Below are 23,920 nucleotides of genomic sequence, written 5' to 3'. Positions count from 1 at the left end.
GGACAGAGTGAGCTATAAAGGCTATTTAATCGATTTAGACGGAACTATTTACAAAGGAAAAGAGAGAATTCCAGCTGGTGAAAACTTTATCAAACGCTTGCAGCAAAAGGGGATTCCTTATCTACTGGTCACTAATAACACCACGAGGAGGCCGGAGATGATCCAGTCCATGTTGGCTGAACAGTTTCAGGTTGAGACTAGTTTGGAGAGCATTTATACGGCGACCATGGCGACTGTGGATTATATGAATGACATGAAGCGTGGTAAGACGGCTTATGTCATTGGTGAGGCGGGTTTAAAAACGGCCATTGCCGAAGCTGGTTATCAGGAAGACACAGAAAATCCAGCCTATGTTGTTGTTGGGCTGGACTCGCAAGTAACCTATGATATGTTAGCAAGGGCGACCTTGGCTATTGCTAAAGGTGCCCTCTTTATTGGCACTAATCCTGACTTGAATATCCCAACTGAAAGAGGACTGATGCCGGGTGCAGGCTCTTTGGTGGCCCTATTAGAAGCAGCAACTCGCGTTCAGCCTGTTTTTATTGGGAAACCTAATGCTATTATTATGAACAAAGCCTTAGCCATTTTAGGGGTTGATCGTTCAGAGGCTCTGATGGTGGGAGATAATTATTTGACAGATATTATGGCTGGTATCCAAAATGATATCGCAACCTTATTGGTGACAACAGGCTTTACTAAGCCTGAAGAAGTGGCGACCTTGCCTACTCAACCTCATCATGTTGTCGCTAGTTTAGATGAGTGGGACGTGTGATGAAAGAAAAAGTTAGTTTAGTAAGCACTTTTATCTGGCTTTTGTCAGCATCAGTTCTTTTAACCATTTACTTGGCTTGGTTAGCTTATCCACTGGAAGTGGATTATTTAAAGATTAGTCAAACCGTCTATATGACAAAAAAGTCAATTCTTAACAACTTTAATGGGTTAATGCAATACTTGACCAACCCCTTGGTCAAGGACTTGCATTTTGCTAGTTTCACAGCCTCAAAAGCCGGCCTAGCCCATTTTGCTGATGTCAAAGGCCTCTTTCAACTGACACAAGCTCTCTTTCTGGTCACTAGCATTCCTGCTCTGCTATTTCTTAGTCAAACCATCAAGCATCAAAGCTTAGGACTCTTTCGTCGGCAGCTCCTAATGGCTATCTTATTGCCCTTTGCCCTTGCTCTTTTTGCAACCTTTTTAGGATTTGACCAGTTTTTTGTCTTCTTCCATAAAATTCTTTTTGCGGGTAAGGATAACTGGGTCTTTGATCCTTTGACGGATCCTGTTATTTGGATTTTGCCAGAAAGCTTTTTCATGCATTGCTTTATCCTCTTTTTTACGCTCTATGAAGCCTTCCTGCTTGGTCTTTACTGGCTAGGTAGCAAAATAGACAGAAACAAAAAACAAGCGCGTTGAAGTGCTTGTTTTTTTAGTAGTATCAATGCAGGTTAGGCTCACATCCAGAAGCAGGCACAAAAAAAACACCGAATCGGTGCGCACTTTTACAAGGTGTTGACGAATAGTCTTATTTTAACTTGTTGCTATGTTATTTTGAATAATTCCAATACATCAATGATAACCTGTATTCATTAATTTGTCAAGAAAAAAATAAAAGAGTACCAGCCGATTTTAGTTCTGATAAAAGATATCGTATTAATTATCAAAGATATTCCCGCTATTTTAAAAGAGTTAAGGTAGTATATACCCTTTTAAAGGTTGTTTTTTTACGAGTAAAAAGGTACAATGTAAGCGATAACAAAAATAAAGGAGAGTTTCATGAAAAAAAGATATTCCTATTCAATTGGCTTGGATATAGGGACAAATAGTGTCGGCTGGGCTGTTATTAATGAAGATTACAAAGTGCCTGCTAAAAAAATGACTGTTTTTGGAAATACTGATCGTAAGACCATTAAAAAAAATTTGTTAGGAACAGTTTTGTTTGATAGTGGTGAAACAGCGCAAGCAAGACGCTTAAAACGAACAAATAGACGAAGGTATACAAGAAGAAGATACCGGTTATGCCAGCTACAGAATATTTTTGCTACTGAGATGGTTAAAGTTGATGATACTTTTTTTCAACGCTTATCAGAGTCTTTTTTCTATTATCAAGACAAAGCATTTGATAAGCACCCTATTTTTGGAAATAGTAAAGAAGAAAGAGCCTATCACAAGACTTACCCGACTATTTATCATTTGAGAAAAGATCTAGCTGATAGGGATCAAAAAGCAGATTTAAGACTGATTTACCTTGCTCTATCACATATCATTAAGTTTAGAGGTCACTTTTTAATTGAAGGGAAATTAAACTCAGAAAATACAGATGTCCAAAAATTATTTATAGCATTAGTGACTGTTTATAATCTCTTATTTGAAGAGGAACCTATTGCGGGAGAAACGTGTGATGCAAAAGCCTTATTAACAGCAAAAACAAGTAAATCTAAAAGATTAGAAAGCTTGATTTCTGAATTTCCTGGTCAAAAGAAAAATGGTTTATTTGGCAACCTCTTAGCACTTGCTCTAGGCTTAAGGCCTAACTTTAAGTCTAATTTCGGTCTTTCAGAAGATGCTAAATTACAAATTACCAAGGATACATATGAAGAAGAACTGGATAATTTATTAGCGGAAATTGGCGATCACTATGCGGACTTATTTCTTGCTGCCAAGAATTTGTCAGATGCTATTCTTCTTTCGGATATTTTGACACTAAGCGATGAAAATACAAGAGCTCCCTTATCAGCTTCAATGATTAAACGTTATGAGGAGCATCAGGAAGATCTAGCTCTCTTGAAGAAATTAGTTAAAGAGCAGATGCCAGAAAAATACTGGGAAATTTTTTCTAATGCTAAGAAAAATGGTTATGCGGGCTATATTGAAGGGAAGGTCAGTCAAGAAGATTTTTACAGATATATTAAACCTATTCTTTCAAGATTAAAAGGAGGAGATGAATTTCTAGCTAAAATTGATCGTGATGACTTTTTACGTAAACAAAGGACATTTGATAATGGCTCTATTCCTCATCAAATCCACCTTAAGGAACTTCATGCTATTTTAAGACGTCAAGAGAAATATTATCCTTTTTTAGCAGAACAGAAAGAAAAAATTGAACAATTATTGTGCTTTAGGATTCCTTATTATGTTGGTCCTCTTGCAAAAGGAGGTAATAGTTCTTTTGCTTGGCTAAAACGACGATCAGATGAGCCAATTACTCCTTGGAATTTTAAAGATGTGGTCGACGAAGAGGCTTCAGCACAAGCTTTTATTGAAGGCATGACTAACTACGATACTTACTTGCCTGAAGAAAAGGTTTTACCTAAGCATAGTCCGCTTTATGAAATGTTTACAGTTTATAATGAACTTACTAAAGTTAAGTACATAGCAGAAAATATGACAAAACCTCTCTATTTATCTGCTGAACAAAAAGAAGCTATTATTGACCATTTATTTAAGCAAACTCGGAAGGTGACAGTCAAAGACTTAAAAGAAAAATATTTTAGTCAAATTGAAGGTCTTGAGAATGTTGATGTTACGGGAGTTGAGGGAGCCTTTAATGCCTCTTTAGGAACCTATAATGACTTACTAAAAATAATCAAAGATAAAGCCTTTTTAGATGATGAAGCAAATGCAGAAATTCTTGAAGAAATTGTTTTAATTTTAACGCTTTTCCAAGATGAAAAACTGATTGAAAAGCGTCTAGCAAAATATGCTAACCTTTTTGAAAAATCAGTCTTAAAGAAATTAAGAAAACGTCACTATAGAGGCTGGGGGAGATTATCTCGACAATTAATAGACGGCATGAAAGATAAAGCAAGTGGTAAAACGATTCTAGACTTTTTAAAAGCTGACGACTTTGCTAATCGTAATTTTATACAATTAATTAATGATAGCTCATTAGACTTTGAAAAATTAATTGATGATGCACAGAAAAAAGCTATTAAAAGAGAAAGTCTGACAGAAGCAGTAGCAAATTTGGCAGGTAGCCCAGCTATAAAGAAAGGAATCTTGCAGAGTTTAAAAGTTGTTGATGAAATCGTAAAAGTCATGGGACATAATCCTGATAATATTGTCATTGAGATGTCTCGTGAGAATCAGACAACAGCCCAAGGGCTAAAAAATGCGCGTCAGCGATTAAAAAAAATTAAAGAGGTACATAAAAAGACAGGAAGCAGGATTTTAGAAGATAATAGCGAAAGGATAACTAATTTAACACTTCAAGACAATCGTTTATATTTGTATCTGCTACAAGATGGAAAAGATATGTATACAGGGCAAGATTTAGATATTAATAATCTAAGTCAATATGATATTGATCACATTATTCCGCAAAGTTTTATCAAGGATAATTCAATTGATAATCTTGTGCTAACAACACAAAAAGCAAATCGAGGTAAATCAGATAATGTTCCAAGTATAGAAGTTGTTAGGGATATGAAAGATAGGGTTTGGCGAAGACAGCTTGCCAATGGCGCTATCTCACGACAAAAATTTGATCATTTAACAAAAGCAGAACGTGGAGGACTGGCGGATTCAGATAAAGCGAGATTCCTTAGACGGCAACTTGTTGAAACGAGACAAATTACAAAACATGTTGCTCAACTATTAGATAGCCGCTTTAATTCAAAAAGTAATCAAAACAAAAAGCTTGCCCGAAATGTTAAGATTATTACCCTAAAATCTAAAATAGTATCAGATTTTCGGAAAGATTTTGGTCTTTATAAACTTCGTGAAGTCAACAATTATCATCATGCCCATGATGCGTATCTTAACGCGGTTGTAGGGACAGCCCTTCTTAAAAAATATCCGAAACTTGAAGCTGAGTTTGTCTATGGCGATTATAAGCACTTTGACTTAGTAAAATTAATATCCAAATCAGATCCATCTCTAGGAAAAGCCACCGCAAAAGTATTCTTTTACTCTAATATCATGAATTTCTTTAAAGAGGAACTAAGTCTAGCAGATGGGACTCTTATGAAAAGACCGGTAATTGAAACAAATACAGAGACTGGCGAGGTAGTGTGGGATAAGGTCAAGGATTTTAAAACGATCCGAAAAGTTTTATCCTATCCGCAGGTAAATATTGTCAAGAAAACGGAAATTCAATCGGGTGCTTTTTCAAAAGAGAGCGTTTTATCAAAAGGTAATTCTGATAAATTAATTGAACGTAAAAAAGGCTGGGATCCTAAAAAATATGGTGGTTTTGATAGCCCAAATACTGCTTATTCAATTTTTGTTGTTGCTAAGGTTGCTAAAAGAAAAGCTCAGAAATTAAAGACTGTTAAAGAAATAGTTGGCATTACTATTATGGAACAAGCTGAGTACGAAAAGGATAATATTGCCTTTCTAGAAAAGAAAGGTTATCAAGATATTCAAGAAAAGTTGCTTATCAAACTGCCGAAATATAGTTTATTTGAACTGGAAAATGGTAGAAGACGGCTTCTAGCTAGTGCTAATGAATTCCAAAAAGGCAATGAATTAGCCTTATCTGGAAAATATATGAAGTTTTTATATTTGGCTTCACGTTACGATAAGTTATCATCTAAAATAGAGAGTGAGCAACAAAAGAAACTATTTGTTGAGCAACACCTACACTATTTCGATGAGATTTTGGATATTGTTGTGAAGCATGCGACTTGCTATATTAAAGCAGAAAATAACTTAAAAAAAATTATCAGCCTCTATAAGAAAAAAGAGGCCTATAGCATAAATGAGCAAGCCTTAAATATGCTGAATTTATTTATATTTACTAGTCTAGGTGCTCCATCAACATTTGTATTTTTTGATGAGACAATTGATCGTAAGCGGTATACCACATCAAGTGATGTCTTAAATGGTATATTGATTCAGCAATCAATAACAGGCTTATATGAAACGCGTATTGATTTAAGCCGATTTGGAGGTGACTAATGGGTTGGCGAACTCTTGTGGTAAATTCACATTCAAAATTATCTTATAAAAATAATCATTTAATATTTAAGGATACTTCTCGGACAGAATTAATCCACCTGTCCGAGATAGATGTCTTGTTACTTGAGACAACTGATATTGTTTTGACTACTATGCTTATAAAAAGACTAGTAGATGAAAATGTTCTTGTTATTTTTTGCGATGATAAAAGATTACCAACAGCTGTTTTAACACCATTTTACGGTCGACATGACTCAAGTTTACAGTTATCTAAGCAAATCAGTTGGAGTAATGATTTAAAGGCACAGGTCTGGACTCAGATTATAGCACAAAAAATACTAAATCAAAGTTTATTTTTAGGTGCCTGTGGTTACTATGAAAAATCACAGTCTATTATTGAGTTATACAATGGTTTGGAAGTTTTTGATCCAAGTAATCGTGAGGGGCACTCAGCACGTATTTATTTTAACACCCTTTTTGGAAGAGATTTTTCAAGACATCAGGATAATGTGATTAATGCCGGTTTAGATTATGGTTATACCCTTTTATTGAGTCTGTTTGCGCGTGAGTTGGTTATGACTGGCTGTATGACGCAATTTGGTTTGAAACACTCCAATCAATTCAATCATTTTAATTTTGCTAGTGATATCATGGAACCCTTTCGGCCAATTGTTGATCAGATTGTTTATGAGAATAGAAGTCTTAGCTTTGTTCAGATGAAACGGCAGCTATTTGCAATTTTTTCAAATACCTATAGTTATTATCATAAAGAAATGTATTTATCGAATATTGTTAGTGACTATACCAAGAAAGTTGTGAAAGCGCTTAATAACGGAGGAGAAGGAGTTCCTAAATTTAGGATATGAGTTATCGGTATATGCGTATGTTACTTATGTTTGATATGCCAACAGATACAGTTGATGATCGGAAAGCATATCGCAAATTTCGTAAATTTCTTTTAAGTGAAGGGTTTATAATGCACCAATTTTCAATATATAGTAAATTACTGCTTAATAATTCTGCTAACCTAGCTATGATAGACCGGCTTCAAGAAAATAATCCTAAAAAAGGAACTATTACTTTGTTGACAGTTACAGAAAAACAGTTTGCGCGAATGATTTATTTGAATGGCAGCAGAAATACAGCTATCGCAAATTCTGATAGTCGCATTATTTTTCTAGGTGAAGACTATTGTGATGAATCTTAATTTACCAATTCTTGACCAGCCGTTACCACTTGAATCACATACTATTTTGGCTATTGAAAATGTTTCACTTTATGCTACTTTGGTTAGCTATTTTTATCAATACACAGAAACAAGTCATTTGAAATTGTTTGACAAAAAATTAAAAGCATTAAAGGAATCAGAAATAATGATTATAACAGATGTTTTAGGCTATGATGTGAATGCGCCTGGATTATTAAAAATGGTTCATGCAGATTTGGAAGAACAACTAAATGAAAAGCCAGAAGTGAAATCAATGGTTGATAAGTTAGCAGCAACTATCACAGAATTAATTGCCTTTGAATATCTGGAAAATGAACTTGACTTAGAATATGATGAGATTACTGTTCTTGAATTGATTAAAGCTTTAGGAGTTAAAGTTGAAACAAGGAGCGATACTATCTTTGAGAAATGCCTTGAAATTCTTCAAATTTTCAAATATCTAAATAAGAAAAAATTACTTATTTTTGTTAATTGCGGCTCTTACCTTAATCAAGAAGAGTAAAAACAATTATTTGAATATATTGACTTATCGCAAGAGTGTGTTTTATTTTTAGAACCCCGTCAATTATATGATTTTCCACAATATATTTTAGATGATGATTTTTTCCTTTTAGATTACAATATGGTATAATAGATGAGGAAGTAACTTTAAAAAATGAATTCTTCGAAGTTGAGGATTTGTATTGGATAAATAGTGTGAGTATGAATTTCGCGGAAAAATTTTCTGCGAGGTTTTAGAGCTATGTTATTTTGAATGATTCCAAAACTTCGTCTTTCCATTGCAGGTACAATTTTTTGTTTTAGAGCTATGTTATTTTGAATGATTCCAAAACCACACAAAAAACCGCCCAGAATTAACTGAGGTTTTAGAGCTATGTTATTTTGAATGATTCCAAAACGACTTGCTTCATAACAGCGAGTTTAAACTGGTTTTAGAGCTATGTTATTTTGAATGATTCCAAAACTAGTAAATCAGCTTGGTAAAAAGATAAATAATTTTAGAGCTATCTTATTTTGAATGATTCCAAAACAGCTGGCGCTCAATCGTGTATCGGCAGAACGTTTTAGAGCTATGTTATTTTGAATAATTCCAAAACTGATAAAATCTCAATGTGGTTGGAGTATGAGTTTTAGAGCTATGTTATTTTGAATGATTCCAAAACCTTACGTGCTGAGTTTACTCGTAGCAACCAGTTTTAGAGCTATGTTATTTTGAATGATTCCAAAACTCTTTTTTCATGATATACTTAATGAGTAAGTTTTAGAGCTATGTTATTTTGAATGATTCCAAAACTGGATCTGGAGTTGGATCTGGAACTGGAGTGTTTTAGAGCTATATTATTTTGAATAATTCCAATGAGGTGATTTAACGTTATCAGTGATAAAGGCTTGTTGATTTTTCTATGCAAACCCTTACATTTTTTGCTATAATGGTAAAAAATAAGAGGAGACTGTTAATGGAGAAGACATTTTTTATGATAAAGCCTGATGGTGTTCAACGGGGATTAATGGGGCAGATTTTAAGGCGCATTGAGAGACGAGGGTTTAGAATAGAGCAACTGCAGATGATAAGACCAAGTCGCGAGCTTTTGGATAGTCATTACCAGCATCTAAGAGGTAAAGTTTTTTACCCTTCTTTGCTTGATTACATGATGAGCGGTCCTCTTTTAATCGGAATACTTTCAGGTAGTGATGTTATTGCGTCTTGGCGTACTATGATGGGAGAAACCAATCCCAAAGATGCCTTGCCAGGGACCATTCGTGGAGATTTTGCTCAGGCGCCGGAAGCTAATGCTCCGATGATGAATTGTGTTCATGGTTCTGATTCACTAGATTCTGCTCGGCGTGAAATAGAACTTTGGTTTGGTGGGGCAACTGAAGACAGTAACTAAAACGGTAGATGAACTCTATCGTTTTTCGCTTTGTGTGTCTTTTAGACCGTTTCACACAGAAGGTGGGAAATAATCAACCATTCACATCAGCGGGTGCTAGCGGTGCTTACACCAAAATAATTCCAGACACGATATAATAAAGGTGTTTAGGCCAATTGTAGAGCTAAAGGAGTAAAAGTATGACATAAAAAGGAAAGCAATACTGCTAACAAAGGAAAATACAGTATTTCATCTATCTGTCGTTGGCTGAACATGCTCCGTTTCAGTTATTAGGATAAAACCGAAGTGTTAGTATTTGAAGCAGTGCTTGAAGAATCGGTACAGAAAAGTGTTGCCTTTTTACCTATGACTAAGAAAAGAACTGACAAAATATCCGACAATAAGATATCTGAGCGGAAAAGCAACTATCTTTTCCCGATTTAGAGACTCATTTTGGGGCTTGTGGCTTACTTAGTTATTCTGATTACAGAGTTTATGTGTCAAAAGTTTTCAATGCTAACAGGTTATTGTTTTTGTTAGCTCTTCTTAGTAGTACTATTTTCTTAGTTTTATGGCCTTGTAAATAAAAATACTGCTTTAATTCAAGAGATAGCATCAGCACTAAAGAAAAGTATGATAACAATACTAAATGTGAATGAGCTAAAGCTAACTTATATGAACCTAATGAACTACATAAGGTTTGCATAAAGCGTAGGAAGGAAGCTTTTTGGTTTCTGTTTTGCTTCCTTTTGTTACTTTTCCTTAGTTAGGGAATTGCTATTTTCGGTTGTAATGTGGCTGATATTAAAGAAAGGGTATATACTGAACGATGTTTTACCCCTTTTAGTTTGCTTACTTTTTTACAATATCTATTTATGTCTTTATAGTTGCGGGTATTATGGTGTATAATGAGGGGAAGTCTATTTATCGTTTTGACTATAAGTATCATACTTACTGTTCTGATCGCAATTTAAGAGTTTGGGATAAGATCAATAACAACTCATTAAGCAAGTTTGTGTCGGCAAAAGAACTGCCTTCCCATATTCTTTCTGTCATTTTTATCTTAGCTTTCTTCAACTTCTTAATAGTTTGATTTTACAACTTCTGTTTTATATTGAAAGAACTAAACAAGTAGATGAAATGTTTCCAGACATATTAGCGTGAGCAATCCAGTATAAACAAAACGAGAAAGCCCTAGGGCAAACAGAAGAAAGGCCTAATGTCAATATCCTAAAAATAGGCGGGTAGGCTGCCTAGAAAAGAAAGAAAAATAGTAGTGATGAAAGTGATAAAGAAGTTTTTAAACAATGAAGTTATATCATATTTGATTTTTGGTGTGATGACCACATTAGTCTACGTGATTATGCGCGTGATTATATTTAACCTAACCACACTGGCAAGTCTATCAGCCACTTTAGCAAGCATCATATCCATTCTTTTTGCTTTTGTGACGAATGATATTATTGTCTTTAAACAGGCACGAGAGGGCTGGTTTAAACGTCTGATAAAGTTCTTTGCTGCTAGATTACTTACCTTACTTTTAGACGTCGCCTTGGCATATCTATTGGTAGAGAAGTTTCCTTATCTTATCGGCCAATTTGTAAAAAATGATATTCACATGGTTAACACGATTGAAACACTGTTGGGACAAGTATTAATTATTGTATTGAACTATGTCTTAAGTAAATTATTCGTATTTAGAGATAAGAGTCCTTTGTAACTGGGACAAAATTATAGTTTAAAAAAAATCTAGCTTCCAAAGAGTTCAGAGACCCTTATTAATGGAGTCGTTTATTGGTCATTTAAGGCTACTTGTGTAAAACACAATCTCTCATTAAGTCATATAAGGACCCTGGCAAGAAATTTAAGGATTGCCTACAAAGAAACTATTGAGAAGCTAATGGTTCAAAAAAAGGACTGCGTATTAACAATATGGAAATTTATTTTGGACAAAATAAAACGATTTTTCAGTAACTTGATACAGTTTGAGTTTGAGTTAAAAAGAGTTGACAAAAAGCTGACAGGTATCGGGATCAGCAGTTAGCCAATTTAAGAAACGACAAACAAAAGCTAGGAAAGAGGCTATCAAACTACTTTCTGAGTTAACAAAGAGACCAATTGAAGACTTTCAATACTGTTCGTTGTTTAGAAGAAAATATTAACAAGCATCATGTGCGTGATTCTTGTTAGGTAGGCATTTTACTTTTATTAATAAGTAAGTTAAATCATATGTGATATAATAAAAAATAGTTTAAGAAAGGGGCTCCATACCTATGAAGAAAAACTTATTATATGGTTTATTAATCATTAGTTCGCTAACATTAGTTTCTTGCTCTTCTACAGATGCTTCGAAAGGAAACATATCTACTAGCAAAATTGTTAAAAAATCGGCGAAAAAGATGACTAAGGGCGAAAAAATGAAAAACTCTTTAACACATGTTAAGGTAGGGGATTTTAATAAAGGTGGTAAAGACGGCAGCTCTAAAGATGAAGTTGTCAAATTATTAGGTAAAGAGACATCAGCAACAAAAAATGATACAGTAGAAACTCTGATGTGGAAAACTGGCAAAGTAAGGATTGATGTTGGTTTTATAAATAATAAGGTTGTTAGTAAGGCCATTACTGGTTTTTTATATAAAAGAGACAAGGTTATTAGTCTTGATGACTTTGATGCTATAAAAACAAAGACAAGTTATGAAATTGTTACTGATAAATATGGTCAACCTGATGAATTAGCAACCACGGTCATGAATGGAAGTGAACAAACTACTGGTGTATGGTATTCCAACATCAAGGGTGAGAATGATAAAGCAAATATGACTCTAAATTTTACAGATGGAAAACTGACTCAAAAAAATCAAATAGGAATAAAATAAAAAGGGCAGTAAGCCCTTTTTATTATGGATAGATGAAGATTAAATCACTTGTTACCCAGCTTTCTCTCCAATGCACTTGATAAAGTGCATTGTTGTAGTTAGATTCTGAGAATAAGAAACTGCCATCAGCATTCACGTGTTCTACAAAACCTACATGACCCCAACCATTCCCATCCTTAGGGAAAATAACCGCAGCTCCAACTCTAGGAGTCTTGCCAATACCGTAGTGCTGAATTAGGGCATTGCTAGGCCATTGGTTAGCATTTCCTAAATAAGCATAGATGTTAATACCTAATTGAGCAAATCTATTGTAAACATACCAAGTGCATTGACCAGGTGCATAGGCATTACCAGGATATGTTTGACCATTAGGAAGCGGGTTTGCAAGAAGCCCACGATATTGTTCAGGGAAGGTATAAGAATTAACTCCTGAATAGCTGACCCCTAGTTTAACTGAAGATAATTGTTGGTCTGTAAGGTTGTAGCCAGTTGTACTTCCATCTGTATGATCCACATATACTGCAACATGATATGTTCCAGCTATATTTTTATGATTTTTTACATCAACGTGAGCAGTAAAGAGACCGTTAGCTGATTTTTCATTTACTTGATACCAAAATAAATTCTCTTGCATGGCTTGTGACCAAACAGCTACTCTTATAGCTTTAACTGCTTTTTCATTGTCGACAGGACTTGCAACAACATCAAATTTCCCGTTAATACCATTATAGTTGTCTACTCCAACAAATGTTTTATCTGTTTCAAAGGTAGTAGAAGTAAGTCCTTGATTCGTTTTTCCAGTCATGGTATTTGTGGCATAAGCCCCCACATTGTATTTACCAAGGTTATATTTATGATCTCTTAAGTTAATGGTTATTTTATATTGATTACTTGATATTTTAGTTGCAGCAGTCCATACAAGATCATCTTGCCCATCAGCTTCTGACCAAACGGGGATATTAATATCTTTGTAGTAACTTGGAACATTAGATAATATAAGGTCATAAGTTAAGTTATCTTTTTTACTAATAGACAAAGATTGAGGAACAGGATTAATGGTTACAGTCGATGCTAAACCATACACCTTTTGATTGTCTTGGTTAAAATAGACATGCACATTATAGTCACCCATGCCACCCTTTAATTCAGATAATGGAATATCCAATGTTCCATCCGGTTTTATTGTGTACCATTTTAAATCGTCTTGGTCATTTGCTTTGGACCAAATCGCAACTTTCCCTTCGACACCGGCAGGAATTGCTCGGTTGGCCCTTATCATAATATTATTAATATCAGATGTTATTGTTGGATTGTAAACGCTTATATTTCGAGTTCCAAAGTTAGTGCCTGAAGTAGTCCCGTCAGTGTAATCAATATAGGCATGGATAATATAATTACCTGGTTTGTAGTTGAAATCTTTAACATTAAATTTTACTTGTGCTGAGTTATTAGTTATTCTGTCCACAGTAAACCATTTTAGGTCATCGTTACCGTTTTCTTCAGACCAAATCGCAACTCTAAAACCTTTGATCGTTTTGGTGGTAGAATCGCCTTTTGCCTCAACAGTGAAAGTATCTGAGTGAGAATCATAATCATTAATTGTTGGAGTGATATTAGTTAATGCTTGAGGAGTAGTAGTTTCAGTTCTTGTAGTCGTATCTAAAGCAGAGGAATTGTCCTTTACAGAGCTACTAGGAGGTATCTGCATTGAGGAAGTAGGTGGCGTCCCTGAATTCGTATTATTGGTGCTATCTGCATTAATAATACTATTATTTAATAATAAAGAAGTAAGTAGAGCAGCAGTTGCCAGATAAGCTTTGTGTTTAGACATAACACATTCTCCTTTAATTTTTTTCAAATTAATTTTAATTGTTTTATTATTAGGAGTCAATTGGGAAAAAATTTTGGAGAGAAGTTTTTTTATATTAGACAATTGTGCATTTTATCCCGGGCAAATCGCCCCCAATAATAAATAAAAATTGGTCTGAGCACTATTATATATAGTCTAAAAGTCACTAAAAAAGACTCAAGCAGTTGCTTCCAACAACTGCTTGAGTGAACCTTCTAAGAAGGTGACTGATTATTTATTTATCTTAAAAATAACCGAACTGGTCAAAGTTTGCGCTTATTTCTTTGCTTAAGTTTACAATAGCAATTACTAGGCCGATCACAATGACAAAGATAGACAAATTTAGTATTGCCAGTTTTTTTCTCGCTTGTCTTAATAACTTTTAGTCGACCAAACCTCTCTAGTCAGGGCTGGTTTCTTTATCAAAGCAATTATATCAGAATAGTTAAGGAATGTTGTCCCCTTTTTTTGTAACAGCTAGCTTATCATATGATAGGTATTTAATTAAAGAATCACATTTCTTAATCACAATTCTCCTAGGCTTTGACCTGTTATTCTTATAGCAGTCTTGGCACTTTTTTGCTATAATAAGGGATAACGAAAAATGTGTATAGGAATTGAAATAAAAAATGAATAGTCAAGAATTGAAACAGCGCCAAGCAAAAATCAGAAATTTTTCGATTATTGCTCATATTGATCACGGAAAGTCAACCTTAGCCGACCGTATTTTAGAAAAGACGGAAACCGTCTCTTCGCGGGAAATGCAAGCTCAACTTTTGGATTCTATGGATCTTGAGAGAGAACGTGGAATAACCATTAAGCTTAATGCTATTGAGTTAAACTACACTGCTAAAGATGGTGAAACTTATATTTTGCACTTGATTGACACTCCAGGCCATGTTGATTTTACTTATGAGGTCTCTCGTTCCTTGGCTGCCTGTGAGGGAGCAGTTTTGGTTGTTGATGCAGCACAGGGGATTGAAGCCCAGACCTTGGCCAATGTTTATTTGGCCTTGGATAATGATTTAGAAATCTTACCAGTTATTAATAAGATTGATTTACCAGCTGCTGATCCCGAGCGGGTCCGTCAGGAAGTCGAAGATGTGATCGGCTTAGACGCCTCTGAAGCTGTTTTGGCTTCGGCCAAAGCGGGGATAGGCATTGAAGAAATCTTGGAACAAATTGTTGATAAGGTTCCTGCTCCAAGTGGCGATGTGGACGCTCCCTTACAAGCCTTGATTTTTGACTCTGCTTATGACGCCTATCGAGGGGTCATCTTACAGGTTCGCATTATCAATGGTATTGTTAAGCCTGGTGATAAGATTCAGTTGATGTCTAATGGTAAAACCTTTGATGTTACGGAGGTTGGGATTTTTACGCCAAAAACAGTAGGCCGCCAATTTTTAGCGACTGGAGACGTGGGTTATATTGCTGCGTCTATTAAGACCGTGGCAGATACCCGTGTAGGTGATACTGTCACGCTTGCCAACAATCCCGCTGCTGAACCTTTGCACGGCTATAAACAAATGAATCCTATGGTTTTTGCTGGTCTCTACCCTATTGAGTCCAATAAGTACAACGATCTTCGCGAAGCTTTGGAGAAGTTGCAGTTAAACGATGCCAGTTTGCAGTTTGAACCAGAGACTTCTCAAGCCTTAGGATTTGGCTTTCGTTGTGGTTTCTTGGGCCTCCTTCATATGGATGTCATTCAAGAACGCTTGGAACGTGAGTTCAATATTGATTTAATCATGACAGCGCCGTCTGTGGTTTACCACATTAATACCACAGATGGTGACATGCTTGCAGTATCAAATCCGTCCGAATTTCCAGATCCAACTAAGGTTGATAGTATCGAAGAGCCTTATGTCAAGGCGCAAATCATGGTTCCTCAGGAATTTGTCGGGGCCGTTATGGAATTAGCCCAAAGGAAGCGCGGCGATTTTGTGACCATGGATTATATTGATGATAACCGCGTCAATGTTATTTATCAGATTCCTCTGGCAGAAATTGTTTTTGACTTCTTTGACAAGCTAAAATCATCGACTCGAGGCTATGCTAGCTTTGATTATGAAATTTCAGAATACCGTAAGTCACAGTTGGTTAAAATGGATATCTTGCTCAACGCTGAAAAAGTTGATGCCTTGAGTTTCATCGTTCACAGAGAATTTGCCTATGAGCGGGGTAAATTAATTGTTGAAAAATTAAAGAAGATTATTCCGCGCCAGCAGTTTGAGGTGCCAATTCAAGCAGCTATTGGTCAAAAAATTGTTGCTCGTTCTGACATCAAAGCCTTACGGAAAAACGTTTTGGCTAAGTGTTATGGTGGGGACGTTTCTCGTAAACGTAAACTCTTAGAAAAACAAAAAGCTGGTAAAAAACGGATGAAAGCCATCGGCTCTGTAGAAGTTCCCCAAGAAGCCTTCTTAAGCGTTCTATCAATGGATGAAGATAGTAAAAAATAAGAAATGAAACCCACTGCAATGGTGGGTTTTTATTGTTTACCTATTGATAAGTTGGGAGAAAGAGGATAAGAGGCAAAAAGTTTTTTGTGAAGGCAATCAAAAGAGAATTTGTTACAATAATAAAAACGTCAATTCTAGTAAGGAGATTAGTCATGGAAGACAAGGAAGTTTTACGCAAACGCATTGGTGACCTAGCCTATGAGGTGACACAAGAGGCAGCAACAGAGCCAGCTTTTACAGGTCAGTATGATAACTTTTTTGAAAAGGGCATCTACGTTGATGTGGTCAGTGGGGAGGTTCTCTTCTCATCACTGGATAAATACCAATCAGGTTGCGGTTGGCCAGCATTTACGAAACCAGTAGAGAATAGACTTGTTACTAATCACGAGGACTCTTCTTTTGGCATGCACCGGGTTGAGGTGCGTAGCCGCAAGGCTCAGTCTCATCTGGGACATGTTTTTAATGATGGTCCTAAAGATAGAGGAGGCTTGCGATACTGCATTAATTCAGCAGCACTACGCTTTATCCCTTATGATCAGCTGGAAGCAGAAGGCTATGCCCAGTACTTAGATCTCTTTACAAATGAGGAAGGAAGAGACAGATGAAGGCCAATCAAGCAAGCATCCTTGCTCAAACAGCAGAATGGGTCAAAGCAAAACTTGCTGGCGAAGCCAGTGGTCATGATTGGTGGCATATTGTGCGCGTGGTTAATAGCACTAAAAAGATAGCTGAGATTGAAGGGGCAGACCCTTTTATTTGTCAAATGGCTGCGCTTTTACATGATATGGCCGATGAGAAACTGACTGCCGACCCGCAAGCTGCAGATCAAGAAGTGGCGGACTTTTTACTGTCTAAAAAACTTAGTGCAGATGACATTGCGGAAATTTTATACATTACACGACATATTTCTTTCAAAGCAGGTAAGGGTCAAAAACTTGCCTCTCTTTCGGCTAGAATTGTCCAAGATGCTGACCGGCTGGATGCCATCGGGGCTATTGGGATCGCGCGTTGTATGGCTTATTCTGGTTATAAAGGAAGGTTGATCCACGACCCTGAGCGACAAGCTCGCACTCATCTCACAGTGGCGCAATACCGCAATGGTCAAGACACGGCCATTATGCACTTTTATGAAAAATTATTACTGCTTAAAGATAGCATGAATACTGACTTTGGCCGTCAATTAGCTCAGCAAAGGCATCAGTTTCTAGAATTGTACTTAGAAGAATTTTATGCTGAGTGGGATGGGCTGCGCTAGCCATTTAGCAAGGACAGAAATGATACCTTTAGCAGAAAAAGAAAAGACTTGTCGGCTATTGAGGCGCTTTTACGTGAGATTTCACAGGTTCACCATGAGGTTCGACCGGACTTATTTAAGCCTGAATCCTTAAAATTTAGTTTGGAAGATTTGGTAGAGCGTCTAGGAAATCTGGATAAGCCGATTTTTGTTTATGAAGAAGATGGAAAAGTACTGGGTCATCTCTTTTTAGAATTTAAAATCTGTGACAAGAATGGACCTTATCCTAAGACATCTCTCTACATTGATGATTTGTGTGTTGCGCAAGAAAGTCGCCATCGAGGAATTGGTCAAAAACTGTTACAGTTTGCTGAGAGTTATGGTCGCAGTCAGGGTGCCTATCAGTTTTATGATAATGCTGGCTTCAGGCCTCAGCAAATTCAGATGGGAAAAATGCTTTAAGGGAACTCTTTTAGCTCAGGTTTCTTAAATAATAGAGAAAATATGATTTCAATAGGAAGAAGGTGAAGGCTTGCCTGTATTAAGGGATTATATTATTAAGCAGTCCAAGGCATCATTTAAAAGTTTGCCCTTGAATGAGTTGGATATTATTGCGATTAATGAAATTGGCTACCTTTCTTTTGATGATTTGGCAGGAATAAGGATTGATGAAAAGACTGAGATAAGCATTAAAGACATCAAAAAAGCTACCTCTCTTGACTGTCAAAAGACCATTTATAATTATTTGATTACTAAGGAGAGGTTAGAATTGTTTGAGGCCATGCAAGGCTCTCAACGTTTTCAAGATTTGGCTTTATCCCACTACGTTAACGAGGTTGATAGAGAATTTGAGAAACAATTTGCTGCAATGGTCTTTACCATACCTAGTATTAATCATGTTCAGATTGTTTTTCGAGGAACAGATGATAGTGTGATTGGCTGGAAAGAAGATTTCAAGCTTACTTATATGTCGGAAATTCCAGCTCAGCGTTCTGCCATTTCCTACCTTAGTTCCTACATTGGATCGCACCCTTCTCAGGAGGTTTTTGTGACCGGCCACTCAAAGGGAGGAAACTTAGCTCTTTATGCTTCCTGTTTTCTTTTGCCTCCTTTTCAAGCAAAGATTAAAAAAATTTATGCCTTAGATTCGCCAGGCTTACCAGAGAAACTCTTACAGAGGGAGGCTTATAAAGCAGTCCGTCGTAGGCTAGTCATTATAAGACCACAAGAATCCATAGTTGGGGTTATGCTCTACTGTGATGTCAAACCTAAAGTTGTTAAGAGTTTAGCTTATGGCCTTTTACAACATAAAACCTGTAACTGGCAGGTAGACCCAGAAGGGAGCTTGGTTACTGTTCCAAGTCAAACAGAACTAAGCCTTAGTTTAGAGAAAACCTTTAAAGACTGGACTAAGCAACTATCAAAACAAGACTTGAAACTGGTTTGTGATAGTTTTTTTGACACACTGATTTCCAGTGGAATCACGAGTTTAAATGCTTTCTCTTTTGATGAAAAAGCATTTGCTACCTTTTTTAAAGTTATCAGTTCTTTGCGCTCCATTGATCAAGCTAAAAAAATGATCATGCTCAAATCAATTCGCCAGCTTATCCATGATTATACTGGTTACCGTAAAAGAGCAGTAACTAAAAAGATAGAAAAACGTATGGGCCATTTCTTAAAAAAAGAACACAGATAAAACTGTTGTAAGAGAGATTATAGCAGCTTTTTTCACTCCTATGTTTTCTGCTTGACCTGGATCCTGGGGTCAATGCTATAATAAGGGAAAGAATGGAGGCAGTAGGATGATTGAAACGTTTAAAATGAGTGATGGTAATCGTATTCCAAGTTTGGGTGTTGGAACATGGTTGATAAGTGATGAAAAGGCGGAAGTTCTTGTATCACAAGCTCTGAAACTGGGATATCGTCATATTGATACCGCTCAAGCTTATGGCAACGAAGTTGGCGTCGGTAAGGGACTATTTCTATCAGGCCTTCCTCGAGAAGAGATTTTTCTAACCTCTAAAGTGGCTGCTGAACTTAAAAGCTACCAAGCAGTCACTGCATCTATTGATGCTTCCTTAAATAAACTAGGCCTCAATGATATTGATTTAATGCTTATCCATAGCCCACAGCCTTGGAATAAATGGCGGGATAAGACTAATGATTATGATCAGGGAAATTTAGAAGCTTGGCGAGCTTTAGAAGATGCCCAAAAAGCAGGTAAAGTTAAGTCCATCGGTCTGTCTAATTTTTTAAGAGAAGATATTGAAAATATTTTGAAGAATGGTCAGGTAAAACCAGCGGTTAACCAGATTTTAACACATGTCGGTAACGTTCCCTTTGACTTAATTGAATACTGTCAAAGGGAGGGGATTCTTTTAGAGGCTTATTCACCCATTGCTCACGGTCAGGTTCTAAAAGATAAGACAATCCAAGAATTGGCGAAAAAATATGCTGTTTCTCCGGCTTCCTTGTGTATTAAATATGTTCATCAACTTGGCATGGTTGCCTTGCCCAAAACAGAGAATCCAGAGCACCTCTTAAGCAATATGATGCTTGACTTTAACATTTCGCGACATGATATGGCATTACTGAACAAGCTTCAATTTACTGATTACGGAAACTATTCTACTTTCCCAGTTTTTAGTGGCAAATAGGAAGAAATGAAGATGAAGGCTTTATTTCTTTTTATTTTTCCTCTTGACTTAGAGTCCACTACAAGGAATAGAATGGAAGTATCAAGGAGGCAAATGAGGCCTTGTAGAAGATAAAAGTGATCTTGATGACTGGTAGAAGTCAAATGTTAAGGGCTAGGCTAGAAAAATTAACTTTGGCTAGAAAATTATTGTCGGAGATAAAGCCATTGAGACTACTAAATGGCTAGTTAAAACGACAGCAACTAGCTATGGCCATGTAAGCAGCTTCTATAGAGTGTCAATGAGAGTCCAGCTTGTGTTCACTGGAAAAGTTAGGGGCTATTCATTAGCTGATCAATGGGATAAGAAGATTATCATCTGCGACTTCAATGAAAACAGTTGGTTAGCAAAAGAGGTGACGGCGGCATGCTATTGTTTTAGATAGTCTTTTATATAAGGATAAGTTATCATAGTGGTGATGATGGTAGTTGCTAGAAATAGTATAGACTGATGATACCAGGTTTTAGAAATAGAGATTAGTCTAAAAAATGGTGACATATTAGTTTAAATGAGTATTTTCTCTTGACTTGAAGTTGACTCTAAGGTTCATAATGAAAGAAAGAGAAACGAGGTAAGCATATGAAAGCAGCAACCTTTATTAAGCCCGGTAAGATGATTATTACTGAGCGTGAGAAGCCAAGCATTGAGGCAGGCAGTGATGCTATTATTAAAATTGTCAGAGCTTGTGTCTGTGGCTCGGATTTATGGTGGTATCGGGGTATTTCAGCTCGTGAATCAGGGACTTATGCAGGCCATGAGGCTATTGGGATTGTGGAAGAAGTTGGGTCTGAGGTTACACATGTTGCTAGTGGCGATTTTGTCATTGTTCCTTTCACTCATGGTTGTGGACAATGTGCTGCTTGTAAAGCCGGTTTTGATGGCAATTGTACCAACCATGTGCCTGGGAAAAATAATGGTTATCAGGCCGAATACCTTCGCTACACGAATGCTGATTGGGCTTTGGTTAAAATTCCTGGCCAGCCATCAGACTATTCTGAAGAGCAACTCAATTCCTTATTAACCCTATCAGATGTCATGGCTACTGGGTATCATGCCGCAGTAACGGCGGAGGTTAAAGAAGGTGATACTGTAGTAGTTATGGGTGACGGTGCGGTTGGCCTTTGTGGGGTTATTGGTGCTAAGCTTTTGGGAGCAAAACGACTCATTGTTATGAGTCGCCATAAAGATCGTCAAGCTTTAGCCTTAGACTTTGGTGCGACTGATATTATTGCTGAACGTGGTGAAGAAGCCATAGAAAAACTTATGGCTCTGACACATGGTGAGGGTGCAGATGCTATTTTGGAATGTGTTGGCACAGAATTATCGATTGAAACGGCCATCCAATTAGGGCGTCCAGGTGCTATTGTTGGTCGTGTCGGCGTTCCACAAAAAGAGGTCATGAATACCAATAACCTTTTCTGGAAGAATGTTGGCTTGCGTGGTGGTATAGCTTCTGTAACAAGATGGGATAAAGAAGTTCTGCTTGAAGCTGTCTTAACAGGAAAGATTAATCCAGGTAAAGTGTTCACTAAAAGCTTTAGCTTAGATGATATTCAAGCTGCCTACGAGGCCATGGATCACCGTGAGGCCATTAAATCATTGCTAATTGTTAATCAGTAAGGGAGATGAGGATGCATATCAAAAAAGTAAGTAACTTAACTGGTGTTTCGGCTGATACCATTCGATATTATGAACGAATTGGACTCATTCCCGCAGTAGCTCGTAGTGAGTCGGGTATTCGGAACTTTTCAGAACACGATGTCAATGTTTTAGAGTTTGTCCGTTTCTTTCGCGGTGCAGGTGTTTCTGTTGAAAGTTTAATTAATTATATTAGTTTGGTAGAGCAAGGTGATGCCACTATTGAAGCACGCCTTAGTATTTTACAAGAGGAAAAAGAAGCTTTAGAAGGTCGTATAGATACTTTGCAAAAGGCTTTGGATCGACTTAATCATAAAATCGAAAACTATCATAATAAGGTGGTCCCAAGGGAACATGAATTGTTTGACAAGGACGAAAGTGAGGGATAGGTATGGACGAAGAAGTGAAAAATGGGCACTTTGCTATAGGCCAGAAAAATCCTTTTGGACAGTTTTTCATTGGTCACTCTTTTCTCAATAGATTAGCCAAGTCTCCTGATGGAAAAGTCTCAGTAGGTAAGGTGACGTTTGAGCCAGGCTGTCGTAATAACTGGCATGTTCATTTAGATGGCTTCCAAATCTTGCTGGTAACAGAAGGTCAAGGTTGGTATCAAGAAGAAGGTAAAGAAGCACGCTCTTTGAAAGCAGGAGATGTGGTGGTTACTGATAAAGAGGTTAAACACTGGCATGGCACAAGTAAAGACTCTTGGTTTTCCCACATTGCTATTACCTCAGGGGAGAGTCAGTTTTATGAAGAAGTCACAGATCAGCAATACCAAAGTGTTGAACACTCAAAAGAAGGTTTCCAATGGCAGAAAAAGTGACTAGAGCCGTGACGTCCAGGGTGAATTTGCCTCTAAGTTTGCGGAATGTAGTGACCATATCTTATTTGGCCAAATCTGGTCATGTGAAGAGCGACTATCAGCTAAAATGCCTTCTATTGTAAGTGTATCGGCTCTCATTTCTGGTGGGCATGTGTAACAGTCAGATCAGCATTTGCAAGGTGCTAAAGCTAACGCTGTTACAAAGGAAGAAATGTTAGAAATTAGGACCCACATTGCTTTTTATGTTGGCTGGCCAAAAACTTAGTCTGCTTTTAAGCGGGCTAAGGCTATTTGGTCAGAAGGATCAGTTTTTAGAGATTATTATCATATCTTTTTAGAGGAGGTTTGCCAGTGGATTATATGACATTAGGCCAAACAGGTTTAGAAGTATCAAAATTGTGCTTAGGCTGTATGAGTTTTGGAGATGCTAGTAAAGGCTTTCATTCAGGCTGGTTATTAGATGAAGAGGCCAGCCGCAAGATTATTAAGAAAGCTTTGGATATAGGTATCAATTTCTTTGATACAGCAAATACCTATGCTGCAGGAACCAGTGAGGAATATTTGGGACGTGCGATTAGAGATTTTGCTGATCGTGAGGAAGTCATTATTGCGACAAAGCTCTTTTTTGGTGATGGCCAGCATGAAGGCCGTAATACCAAGGGTTTGTCTCGTAAAGCTATCTTTAATCAGGTCAATGCTAGTCTAGAACGTTTAGGGACAGATTATATTGATTTGCTCTACATCCATCGGTGGGACTATAATACACCTATTGAAGAGACCATGTCGGCCTTGAATGATTTGGTTAGGGCTGGGAAAGTTCATTATCTGGGGGCATCTGCTATGTATGCTTGGCAATTCCAAAAAGCCCAAAATATAGCTGAAAAAAATGGCTGGACCAAGTTCTCTGTGATGCAGAACCATTACAATATGCTATATCGTGAAGATGAACGTGAGATGATACCCTATTGTCAGGATTCGGGTGTAGCCTTGGTACCTTATAGTCCTTTGGCTGCTGGGCGCCTTGTCCGTGATTGGGATGCGGACACTGCTAGGAGTAAAACGGATCAGACGGCGATGTCAAAATATGATAAAACACAGGAGCAGGATAAGGAAATCGTGAATCGGGTTGCTCAAGTGGCTGAAGCGCGTGGATGTAGTCGAGCTCAGGTTGCATTGGCATGGCTTTGGCAAAAAGGCATTCACTCTCCTATTGTTGGTGTCACTAAAGAAAAGTATTTGGATGATTTTATGGGAGCTTTTAAGCTAGTATTGACGGCAGAGGAGATGAAACTTCTGGATGAGAAATACTTACCTCATCAAATTGTTGGCGCGCTCTAATCACCAT

At 37.0% G+C, this 23,920-nt stretch carries 19 protein-coding genes, 2 pseudogenes and 1 CRISPR repeat array; of the genes and pseudogenes, 20 read left to right on the top strand and 1 reads right to left on the bottom strand.

What is annotated here, in order from left to right; genetic code table 11:
* Nucleotides 1-7 precede the first annotated feature (7 nt).
* From STRPS_RS09655 to STRPS_RS09615, 9 genes and pseudogenes are all read left to right on the top strand, one after another.
* Nucleotides 8-772, top strand: coding sequence for a TIGR01457 family HAD-type hydrolase (locus STRPS_RS09655; protein ID WP_007893122.1), 765 nt, complete (start codon nucleotides 8-10; stop codon nucleotides 770-772).
* Nucleotides 772-1,413 (top strand): TIGR01906 family membrane protein, encoded by a 642-nt coding sequence (locus STRPS_RS09650; RefSeq protein ID WP_007893218.1) that lies wholly within the window; start codon nucleotides 772-774, stop codon nucleotides 1,411-1,413. Before STRPS_RS09655 ends, STRPS_RS09650 begins: the two co-directional genes overlap by 1 nt.
* Before the next feature lie 360 nt (nucleotides 1,414-1,773).
* The gene (gene cas9, locus STRPS_RS09645) at nucleotides 1,774-5,898 is read left to right on the top strand and encodes a type II CRISPR RNA-guided endonuclease Cas9 (RefSeq protein WP_007896501.1); all 4,125 of its coding nucleotides are present in this window, start codon (nucleotides 1,774-1,776) and stop codon (nucleotides 5,896-5,898) included.
* A complete protein-coding gene (gene cas1 / locus STRPS_RS09640) occupies nucleotides 5,898-6,764 on the top strand; it encodes a type II CRISPR-associated endonuclease Cas1 (RefSeq protein ID WP_007893416.1) in 867 nt (288 codons plus the stop codon). The genes cas9 and cas1 overlap by 1 nt, the downstream gene beginning before the upstream one ends.
* Entirely contained in the window at nucleotides 6,761-7,105 is a 345-nt protein-coding gene (gene cas2, locus STRPS_RS09635; protein WP_037598961.1) for a CRISPR-associated endonuclease Cas2, read from the top strand. Before cas1 ends, cas2 begins: the two co-directional genes overlap by 4 nt.
* A pseudogene (gene csn2 / locus STRPS_RS09630) lies at nucleotides 7,095-7,757 on the top strand (type II-A CRISPR-associated protein Csn2). Before cas2 ends, csn2 begins: the two are co-directional and overlap by 11 nt.
* Before the next feature lie 100 nt (nucleotides 7,758-7,857).
* Nucleotides 7,858-8,486: direct repeats of the CRISPR family, unit length 36 nt; unit sequence GTTTTAGAGCTATGTTATTTTGAATGATTCCAAAAC.
* A gap of 97 nt (nucleotides 8,487-8,583) precedes the next feature.
* Nucleotides 8,584-9,018, top strand: a complete 435-nt coding sequence (gene ndk, locus STRPS_RS09625; RefSeq protein ID WP_007893116.1) for a nucleoside-diphosphate kinase — start codon at nucleotides 8,584-8,586, stop codon at nucleotides 9,016-9,018.
* A gap of 1,258 nt (nucleotides 9,019-10,276) precedes the next feature.
* Nucleotides 10,277-10,717 (top strand): GtrA family protein, encoded by a 441-nt coding sequence (locus STRPS_RS09620; protein ID WP_007893301.1) that lies wholly within the window; start codon nucleotides 10,277-10,279, stop codon nucleotides 10,715-10,717.
* 553 nt (nucleotides 10,718-11,270) lie between these two features.
* Nucleotides 11,271-11,873: a DUF3862 domain-containing protein gene (locus STRPS_RS09615; protein ID WP_007893368.1), complete on the top strand. Its 603-nt coding sequence runs from the start codon at nucleotides 11,271-11,273 to the stop codon at nucleotides 11,871-11,873.
* Nucleotides 11,874-11,895: 22 nt separating this feature from the next.
* On the opposite strand, the gene STRPS_RS09610 is transcribed toward STRPS_RS09615, so the two are convergent.
* Nucleotides 11,896-13,704, bottom strand: a complete 1,809-nt coding sequence (locus STRPS_RS09610) for a GBS Bsp-like repeat-containing protein (protein ID WP_007893045.1) — start codon at nucleotides 13,702-13,704, stop codon at nucleotides 11,896-11,898.
* A gap of 647 nt (nucleotides 13,705-14,351) precedes the next feature.
* On the opposite strand from STRPS_RS09610, the gene lepA reads away from it, so the two are divergent.
* From lepA to STRPS_RS09555, 11 genes and pseudogenes are all read left to right on the top strand, one after another.
* Nucleotides 14,352-16,184: a translation elongation factor 4 gene (lepA, locus tag STRPS_RS09605; RefSeq protein ID WP_007893031.1), complete on the top strand. Its 1,833-nt coding sequence runs from the start codon at nucleotides 14,352-14,354 to the stop codon at nucleotides 16,182-16,184.
* A 152-nt stretch (nucleotides 16,185-16,336) separates the two neighbouring features.
* Nucleotides 16,337-16,789 carry a peptide-methionine (R)-S-oxide reductase MsrB gene (gene msrB, locus STRPS_RS09600; protein ID WP_007893094.1) on the top strand — a complete coding sequence of 151 codons (453 nt, stop codon included), beginning with the start codon at nucleotides 16,337-16,339 and terminating at the stop codon, nucleotides 16,787-16,789.
* Nucleotides 16,786-17,439: an HD domain-containing protein gene (locus STRPS_RS09595; RefSeq protein WP_007893326.1), complete on the top strand. Its 654-nt coding sequence runs from the start codon at nucleotides 16,786-16,788 to the stop codon at nucleotides 17,437-17,439. The genes msrB and STRPS_RS09595 overlap by 4 nt, the downstream gene beginning before the upstream one ends.
* Before the next feature lie 48 nt (nucleotides 17,440-17,487).
* Nucleotides 17,488-17,880: a GNAT family N-acetyltransferase gene (locus tag STRPS_RS09590; RefSeq protein WP_007893124.1), complete on the top strand. Its 393-nt coding sequence runs from the start codon at nucleotides 17,488-17,490 to the stop codon at nucleotides 17,878-17,880.
* Nucleotides 17,881-17,950: 70 nt separating this feature from the next.
* A complete protein-coding gene (locus tag STRPS_RS09585; RefSeq protein WP_007893361.1) occupies nucleotides 17,951-19,114 on the top strand; it encodes an Mbeg1-like protein in 1,164 nt (387 codons plus the stop codon).
* A gap of 106 nt (nucleotides 19,115-19,220) precedes the next feature.
* Nucleotides 19,221-20,075, top strand: a complete 855-nt coding sequence (locus tag STRPS_RS09580) for an aldo/keto reductase (RefSeq protein ID WP_007893236.1) — start codon at nucleotides 19,221-19,223, stop codon at nucleotides 20,073-20,075.
* A gap of 618 nt (nucleotides 20,076-20,693) precedes the next feature.
* Nucleotides 20,694-21,734: a zinc-dependent alcohol dehydrogenase family protein gene (locus tag STRPS_RS09575; RefSeq protein WP_007893179.1), complete on the top strand. Its 1,041-nt coding sequence runs from the start codon at nucleotides 20,694-20,696 to the stop codon at nucleotides 21,732-21,734.
* A gap of 11 nt (nucleotides 21,735-21,745) precedes the next feature.
* Complete coding sequence (gene nmlR / locus STRPS_RS09570; RefSeq protein WP_007893318.1) at nucleotides 21,746-22,141, top strand: stress response transcriptional regulator NmlR; 396 nt, start codon at nucleotides 21,746-21,748, stop codon at nucleotides 22,139-22,141.
* A 2-nt stretch (nucleotides 22,142-22,143) separates the two neighbouring features.
* On the top strand, nucleotides 22,144-22,575 hold the full coding sequence (locus STRPS_RS09565) for a cupin domain-containing protein (protein ID WP_007893300.1): 432 nt from the start codon (nucleotides 22,144-22,146) through the stop codon (nucleotides 22,573-22,575).
* Nucleotides 22,576-22,597: 22 nt separating this feature from the next.
* Nucleotides 22,598-22,840 (top strand): annotated as a pseudogene (locus tag STRPS_RS10505) (carboxymuconolactone decarboxylase family protein); the annotation flags it as partial.
* An 86-nt stretch (nucleotides 22,841-22,926) separates the two neighbouring features.
* On the top strand, nucleotides 22,927-23,913 hold the full coding sequence (locus tag STRPS_RS09555) for an aldo/keto reductase (RefSeq protein ID WP_007893153.1): 987 nt from the start codon (nucleotides 22,927-22,929) through the stop codon (nucleotides 23,911-23,913).
* Nucleotides 23,914-23,920 lie beyond the last annotated feature (7 nt).

This window comes from Streptococcus pseudoporcinus LQ 940-04 (genome assembly GCF_000188035.1).
Lineage (GTDB): Bacteria > Bacillota > Bacilli > Lactobacillales > Streptococcaceae > Streptococcus > Streptococcus pseudoporcinus.
This window is presented reverse-complemented; position numbering and strand designations above follow the sequence as displayed.

Bases quoted from the DNA above. Each gene is read 5' to 3' on its own strand.
- lepA (WP_007893031.1), top strand. From the start codon at position 14,352: ATGAATAGTCAAGAATTGAAACAGCGCCAAGCAAAAATCAGAAATTTT.
- STRPS_RS09565 (WP_007893300.1), top strand. From the start codon at position 22,144: ATGGACGAAGAAGTGAAAAATGGGCACTTTGCTATAGGCCAGAAAAAT.
- cas2 (WP_037598961.1), top strand. From the start codon at position 6,761: ATGAGTTATCGGTATATGCGTATGTTACTTATGTTTGATATGCCAACA.
- STRPS_RS09650 (WP_007893218.1), top strand. From the start codon at position 772: ATGAAAGAAAAAGTTAGTTTAGTAAGCACTTTTATCTGGCTTTTGTCA.
- STRPS_RS09610 (WP_007893045.1), bottom strand. From the start codon at position 13,704: ATGTCTAAACACAAAGCTTATCTGGCAACTGCTGCTCTACTTACTTCT.
- msrB (WP_007893094.1), top strand. From the start codon at position 16,337: ATGGAAGACAAGGAAGTTTTACGCAAACGCATTGGTGACCTAGCCTAT.
- nmlR (WP_007893318.1), top strand. From the start codon at position 21,746: ATGCATATCAAAAAAGTAAGTAACTTAACTGGTGTTTCGGCTGATACC.
- STRPS_RS09580 (WP_007893236.1), top strand. From the start codon at position 19,221: ATGATTGAAACGTTTAAAATGAGTGATGGTAATCGTATTCCAAGTTTG.
- STRPS_RS09575 (WP_007893179.1), top strand. From the start codon at position 20,694: ATGAAAGCAGCAACCTTTATTAAGCCCGGTAAGATGATTATTACTGAG.
- STRPS_RS09620 (WP_007893301.1), top strand. From the start codon at position 10,277: ATGAAAGTGATAAAGAAGTTTTTAAACAATGAAGTTATATCATATTTG.
- STRPS_RS09615 (WP_007893368.1), top strand. From the start codon at position 11,271: ATGAAGAAAAACTTATTATATGGTTTATTAATCATTAGTTCGCTAACA.
- cas1 (WP_007893416.1), top strand. From the start codon at position 5,898: ATGGGTTGGCGAACTCTTGTGGTAAATTCACATTCAAAATTATCTTAT.
- ndk (WP_007893116.1), top strand. From the start codon at position 8,584: ATGGAGAAGACATTTTTTATGATAAAGCCTGATGGTGTTCAACGGGGA.
- STRPS_RS09595 (WP_007893326.1), top strand. From the start codon at position 16,786: ATGAAGGCCAATCAAGCAAGCATCCTTGCTCAAACAGCAGAATGGGTC.
- cas9 (WP_007896501.1), top strand. From the start codon at position 1,774: ATGAAAAAAAGATATTCCTATTCAATTGGCTTGGATATAGGGACAAAT.